At 71.5% G+C, this 6,196-nt stretch carries 7 protein-coding genes; 5 read left to right on the plus strand and 2 right to left on the minus strand.

Going from position 1 to position 6,196, the window contains the following annotated elements; translation table 11 throughout:
* From B4E30_RS07895 to B4E30_RS07910, 4 genes are all read left to right on the plus strand, one after another.
* A partial coding sequence (locus B4E30_RS07895) for a biotin/lipoyl-containing protein (protein ID WP_286794542.1) occupies positions 1 to 1,292 on the plus strand: 1,292 nt, incomplete at its 5' end.
* 34 nt (positions 1,293 to 1,326) lie between these two features.
* A complete protein-coding gene (locus tag B4E30_RS07900) occupies positions 1,327 to 2,481 on the plus strand; it encodes an acyl-CoA dehydrogenase family protein (RefSeq protein ID WP_194383177.1) in 1,155 nt (384 codons plus the stop codon).
* 10 nt (positions 2,482 to 2,491) lie between these two features.
* Positions 2,492 to 3,013, plus strand: coding sequence for a MaoC family dehydratase (locus B4E30_RS07905; RefSeq protein WP_286794545.1), 522 nt, complete (start codon positions 2,492 to 2,494; stop codon positions 3,011 to 3,013).
* The gene (locus B4E30_RS07910) at positions 3,010 to 3,834 is read left to right on the plus strand and encodes an HpcH/HpaI aldolase/citrate lyase family protein (RefSeq protein WP_286794547.1); all 825 of its coding nucleotides are present in this window, start codon (positions 3,010 to 3,012) and stop codon (positions 3,832 to 3,834) included. Before B4E30_RS07905 ends, B4E30_RS07910 begins: the two co-directional genes overlap by 4 nt.
* 1 nt (position 3,835) lies before the next feature.
* Here the strand turns inward: B4E30_RS07910 and B4E30_RS07915 are convergent, their stop codons facing one another.
* Both B4E30_RS07915 and B4E30_RS07920 read right to left on the minus strand, forming a co-directional pair.
* Complete coding sequence (locus tag B4E30_RS07915) at positions 3,836 to 4,495, minus strand: histidine phosphatase family protein (RefSeq protein ID WP_286794549.1); 660 nt, start codon at positions 4,493 to 4,495, stop codon at positions 3,836 to 3,838.
* Entirely contained in the window at positions 4,492 to 5,367 is an 876-nt protein-coding gene (locus tag B4E30_RS07920) for a Sir2 family NAD-dependent protein deacetylase (protein ID WP_286794551.1), read from the minus strand. Before B4E30_RS07920 ends, B4E30_RS07915 begins: the two co-directional genes overlap by 4 nt.
* Before the next feature lie 76 nt (positions 5,368 to 5,443).
* Here B4E30_RS07920 and B4E30_RS07925 point away from each other — a divergent pair.
* Positions 5,444 to 6,196 (plus strand): TrmH family RNA methyltransferase (locus tag B4E30_RS07925; RefSeq protein ID WP_286794553.1); only part of this gene is annotated, 753 nt, incomplete at its 3' end.

Genomic DNA, 6,196 nt, shown 5'->3' on the forward strand with positions numbered 1-6,196 from the left:
TCGAGGCGCCGCGGCACATCGAAGTGCAGATCATGGCCGACGCGCACGGCGGGGTGATCCACCTCGGCGAACGCGAGTGCACGCTGCAGCGGCGGCATCAGAAGGTCATCGAGGAGGCGCCCTCGCCCGCCATCGACGATGAGACGCGCGCCCGGATCGGCGAGAGCGCGTGCGCGGCCGCGAGATCGGTGGACTACCGGGGTGCGGGCACGGTCGAATTCCTCGTGGCGGCGGATCGCCCGGACGAGTACTTCTTCATCGAGATGAACACGCGTCTTCAGGTCGAGCACCCCGTCACCGAGATGATCACCGGGCGCGACCTCGTCGCCATGCAGCTGGACGTCGCCGCGGGCGGGCGGTTGCCGATCGCTCAGGCCGAGGTGCGCCTGGACGGTCACGCCGTCGAAGCGCGGGTCTACGCGGAGAGCCCGACGCGGGGATTCCTCCCCGAGACCGGTGAGATCGCGATGTGGCGGGCGGCGCCGGGGGTGCGCACAGATGCCGCGGTGGAGACGGGTGCCACCGTGACCGAGCACTACGACCCGCTGATCGCGAAGGTGATCAGTCACGCGTCGACACGAGAACGTGCGTGGGACGCTCTGGACCGAGCCCTGGCGGAAACGATCGTGCTCGGGCTCGACACGAACATCTCCTTCCTGCGCGCTCTCGCGCGTGACGCGGATGTGCGCGCCGGTCGCCTCGACACCGGACTCATCGGACGACGTCAGATCCCCCGACCGACCCGACCTGACGCGGACGTCCTCGCCCGGTGGGCGGCCGCGGAGCTGGGCCGGCATCCTGCGCCCGCGACCGGCTCGCCGTGGGGCCGCCGGGACGGATGGCGCCTGTCCGGCGCCGAAGGCGCCCGCATCCCGTTCCTCGTCGAGGACGACGTCGAGGAGGCCGCAGCCGATGACGCCGCGGCTGCCGACGCGATCGTGGCACGCGCCGGTGACGGCACCTGGTGGGCGCATCGACGCGGCGAGACGGTGTCGGCGAGGCCGCTCAGCCGCACCGAGGTCGCACGGCGCCGGCGCGCGGCGTCCGGCGGGAGCACCGGCGCCGACGCCCTCGATGCCGTCGCGCCGATGCCGGGCTCGGTCGTGGCGGTCCACGTCGCTGACGACGAAGAGGTCGCCGCCGGTGCGGTGCTGGTGACGATCGAAGCCATGAAGATGGAGCACCCGGTGCTCGCGCCGCGTGCCGGGCGCGTGCGGCTGCGCGTCGCCGTCGGCGAGCACGTGCGCCGCGGCGACGTGGTCGCCGACGTGGCCGGATCGACCGACGCATGACGCGGTCGCGTGCTTGACGGAGGGACAGGAAGACATGGAACATCACGGGTTGAGCGACGAGGAGCGCGAGCTCGCACGGTTGGTGCGGGAGTTCGCCGAGGACGTCGTTGCACCCCAGTCCTACGAGGCGGACCGCACCCGGACGCTGTCCATGGACGTGGTCGCGCAGATGGGCGAGCTCGGCCTGTTCGGACTGCCGTTCCCCGAGGACGTCGGCGGCCAGGGCGGCGACCTCTTCGCGCTGTGCCTGGCGGTGGAGGCCCTCGCGCGCGTCGACCAGTCCATCGCCATCACCCTCGAGGCGGCGGTGAGCCTGGGTGCGATGCCCGTGCACCGCTTCGGCTCGGAGGAGCAGCGACAGGAACTGCTGCCCGACCTCGTCGCGGGGCGAGCTCTGGCCGGGTTCGGCCTGACCGAACCCGAGGCGGGATCCGACGCGGGCGCCACGCGCACCACGGCTCGCCTCGAGGGTGACGAGTGGGTCATCGACGGCGCAAAGCAGTTCATCACGAACTCCGGCACGCCGATCACGCGTTTCGTCACGGTGACCGCCGTCACGGGTGAGCGCGACGGGCGCAAGGAGATCTCGACGCTCATCGTGCCCAGCGGAACGCCGGGATTCACCGTCGGACCGGCTTACGACAAAGTGGGTTGGCATGCTTCCGACACGCACCCGCTCGCCTTCGAGGGGGTGCGTGTGCCGGAGCAGAACCTGCTGGGAGAGCGCGGACGCGGGTTCGCCGCCTTCCTGAACATCCTCGACGAGGGGCGGATCGCGATCGCGGCGCTGGCCACCGGGGCCGCCGAAGGGTGCCTGGAGGAGGCGATCGCGTACGCGCGCCAGCGCGTGGTGTTCGGAGAGCGTCTGGCCTCGCGTCAGAGCATCCAGTTCACCATCGCGCGCATGCAGGCGCGCGTGCACACCGCGCGCCTGGCATGGCACCACGCGGCCCGGCTGTGCGGCGCGGGTCGGCCGTTCACGGCCGAGGCGGCGATCGCGAAGCTCACCGCCGGGGAGGCGGCGATGGACAACGCCCGCGACGCGACGCAGATCTTCGGGGGCAACGGCTTCATGAACGAGTTCCCCGTCGCGCGGCACTACCGCGACGCGAAGATCCTCGAGATCGGCGAGGGCACCACCGAGGTGCAGTTGCTGGTGATCTCGCGGGCGCTCGGACTCGCGGGGTAGCGTGGCCGCGATGGATGCCGCCGACGCTCGTTCCTCCCACCCGCCGTCCGACCACGTGGTCGAGCAGCGCGGTCTCTACGCCGACGAGCTCGTGGTCGGCGCCCGATATCGTCACCGACCGGGTCGGACCGCGACCGAGACCGACAACACCCTCTTCTCCGCTCTGACGATGAACGCTCAGGCGTTGCACCTGGATGCTGCCTACGCTGCGACGCAGCCGTTCGGCGAGCGGCTGGTCAATTCGATGTGGACCCTCGCCACGATGGTGGGGGCCTCGGTGGCCCAGATCACGCAGGGCACGCTCGTCGCGCAGCTCGGACTCACCGACGTGACGTTTCCGGCGCCGCTGCACCACGGTGACACGCTCTACACCGAGACGGAGATCCTCGCGGTCAGACCATCCGCGTCGCGGCCGGGGCAGGGCGTGGTGACGATGCGGCACACCGGACGCAACCAGCGCGACGACGTGGTCGCCACGGCGACGCGCACGGCACTGATGTGGTTCGCACCCGATTCGGAAGGGGAGTCATGACCGACGCACCGTGGGGACCGGCGCTGCTCTTCTGCCCGGCCGACAGGCCGGAGCGGTTCGCCACCGCGGCGGCTCGCGCGGATGCGGTGATCATCGACCTGGAGGACGCGGTCGCCTCGGGGGCGAAGACGGGTGCACGCGGCGCCCTCATCGAGGCCGAGCTCGACCCCGATCGCGTCATCGTGAGGGTCAATGCCACGGGCACGGCGGACTTCGTGGCGGACATGGCGACCCTCTCGCAGACCGATTTCCGGACGATCATGGTCGCCAAGGCGGAAGATCCGCGCCAGCTCGCGAGAATCGACGCGCGATTCCGGGTGATCGCACTGTGCGAGACGGCCACCGGAATCGTCGCCGCCGAGGCGTTGGCGTCGCTGCCGAACGTCTCGGGCCTGATGTGGGGCGCCGAAGACCTCGTCGCCAGCCTCGGGGGCACCTCCAGCCGGAAGAAGAACGGACGCTACCGTGACATCGCACGCACGGCGCGCGCCCGCGTCCTCCTCGCGGCGGGGGCGCACGGCGGCATAGCGGTGGACGCGGTGCACCTCGACATCCCCGACACGAAGGGCCTCGCGCGCGAAGCGGCCGACGCGGCCGCCTCCGGCTTCTCGGCGACCGCCTGCATCCATCCGTCGCAGGTCGAGGTCATCCGCCGTTCCTACGCGCCCGATGCCGAGGAGGCGACGTGGGCGCGGGCGGTCCTCGCGGCAGCCGAAGGGGAGCGGGGCGTCTTCACCTTCCGCGGGCGGATGGTCGACGAGCCGGTGCTGCGTCATGCGCGATCGATCGTTCGACGCGCGGAGGTCGCCCCCGGCGCGTGAGTCAGGCGGTGCGGCCGGCCGGCGCGACGGCCTCGGTGGTCGCGGTCATGCGGAGCGCATCCTCGGCGGCCTCGTACGAGAGCAGGCTCAGGTGGTCGTGCTCGAAGCGCAGCCGGTGGATCGAGCCGTTCGGCAGGCGCTCACCGTCGAGGGGGAATTCGCCCGCGCTCGCGTGGCGGATCACCTCGCGAATGAGCGCACCGTGGCTCACCACGACGACGGTGCTCCTCCCCGGCGCCGTGCGGCTGCGGGCGTCGCCGACCGCGGAACGCAGTCCGCGCAGGGCGCGGCGCCGGACATCCGGCCACGCCTCGGCTCCGGGCACCTCCGCGCGGTCCCAGGAGCCCCACCGTTCGGAGAACTCCTCGGGACGCAGACCCTCCGCCTCACCGTAGGCGCGCTCGCGCAGATCGGGGTACACGCCCACGCCGCCCGCGCCGAGGGCGTCGGCGATGATCTGCGCGGTCTCGCGAGCGCGACCTAGATCGCTCGCGGCCATGGCGACGGGCGCATCGGGGTCGAGGATGTCGCGCAGGTGGCGCGCGGCATCAGCGGCCTGCGCCCGACCGTCATTGTTGAGGGGGATGTCGGTGGAACCCTGGATGCGCCGCTGGCGGTTCCAATCGGTCTCACCGTGGCGGACGAGGATGAGGGAGGTCACCCCTCGAGACTAGACGCGCCGCCGACCCGGGCGGGCAACGCGGTGGCGAACGCCTGGAGCACTTCCGTCGTGCCGGCGTCGACCTTCACCGTCGCCCGGCGATCGCCCCGCGTCTGCCCGCGATTGACGATGATGATCGGGAGTCGGCGACGACGGGCCCGCTCGAGGAGCCGGATGCCGGAGTTGACGACGAGGGAGGATCCGGCCACGACGAGGGCATCGCTGGCTCGCACGAGCTGCTCCGCCTCGCGGAACTTCTCGGCGGGGATGAACTCGCCGAAGAAGACCACGTCGGGCTTCAGCATCCCGCCGCAGACGGTGCACACCGGTACGACGAAACCGTCCGTGGTTCCGGGAAGCACGTCGCCGTCGGGTCCGAGTTCGACGCTGTCGGGAACGGTGATCCAGGGATTCTCCGTTTCGACTCTCTCGGCCAGGTCGCGACGATCGAAGACCTGTCCGCAGTGGGTGCAGAAGACACGTCGCATCGTGCCGTGCAGCTCCACGACGCGGCGGCTGCCCGCGCGCACGTGCAGTCCGTCGACGTTCTGCGTGATGACTCCCGTCGTGACGCCGTGCTCCTCGAGGGTCGCGAGTGCGGCGTGCCCGGCATTCGGAGCGGCGGCGGCGAAGGCCCGCCATCCGAGGTGACTGCCGATCCAGTATCGGCGCCGGGCCTCGTCGCTGGAGAGGAACTGCTCGACGGTCATGGGGGTGCGCACGGGCGCCCCCTCGCCGCGGTAATCGGGGATCCCGGAGTCGGTCGACACCCCCGCGCCCGTCAGCACGGCGACCCGCCGTCCCGCGAGGGCGTCGATGGCGTCCGCCACGGTGGGGGAGAGCGCCGCGCCGCCCGCCGTCGTGAGTGTCACCCGGTCACCTCCGATGCGAGTGTATTCGCCTGCAGTTGCGAGGATGTTACGTCAGGGCCGAGGAAGGGAGCCGAACGTGCGGGTCGAACGCGTGGACGATGCGGGGGATCCCCGGCTGCGGGATTACCGCGACCTGACCGACATCGCGCTCCGACGCGTGAGCGAGCCGCAAGGCGGTCTGTACATCGCGGAGTCGGCGAAGGTCATCGCTCGCGCTCTCGGGGCCGGTCACGCCCCGCGCTCGCTTCTGGTGCAGCAGAAGTGGCTCGACGACGCGGACTCGCTGCTCGCGGCGCATCCGGATACCCCCGTGTACGTCGTCCCGGCCGAGATCGCCGAGCAGGTCACGGGCTACGCGGTTCACCGGGGCGCTCTCGCCTCGATGGCGCGTCCGGCGCTTCCGAGCGTGGATGAGACCGTCGCCGGAGCACGCCTGGTCGTGGTGCTGGAGGACATCGTCGACCACACCAACGTCGGAGCGGTGTTCCGCAGTGCCGCGGCTCTGGGAGCCGACGCCGTGCTCATCACCGAGCGGTGCGCCGACCCGCTGTACCGGCGCAGTGTGCGCGTCAGCATGGGGACGGTCTTCCAGGTGCCGTGGACCCGCCTTCCGGCCTGGCCGGAAGCGCGCACGATGCTCCACGCATCCGGATTCCATCTCGCCGCGCTCGCGCTGTCCGACGATGCCGAAGGGCTCGACGCGTTCGCGGCCGCCGGTCACGATCGGGTGGCGCTCCTGCTGGGTGCCGAGGGTGACGGGCTCAGTCGCCGCGCCGTCGAGGCCGCCGACAGCGTCGTGACGATCCCGATGGCCGGCGGCGTCGATTCC

Source organism: Microbacterium sp. UBA3394 (assembly GCF_002358725.1).
GTDB classification, from domain to species: domain Bacteria; phylum Actinomycetota; class Actinomycetes; order Actinomycetales; family Microbacteriaceae; genus Microbacterium; species Microbacterium luteum.

Excerpts from the sequence above, each read along its gene's own strand:
- B4E30_RS07900 (WP_194383177.1), top strand. The coding sequence starts at position 1,327 with ATGGAACATCACGGGTTGAGCGACGAGGAGCGCGAGCTCGCACGGTTG.
- B4E30_RS07905 (WP_286794545.1), top strand. The coding sequence starts at position 2,492 with ATGGATGCCGCCGACGCTCGTTCCTCCCACCCGCCGTCCGACCACGTG.
- B4E30_RS07910 (WP_286794547.1), top strand. The coding sequence starts at position 3,010 with ATGACCGACGCACCGTGGGGACCGGCGCTGCTCTTCTGCCCGGCCGAC.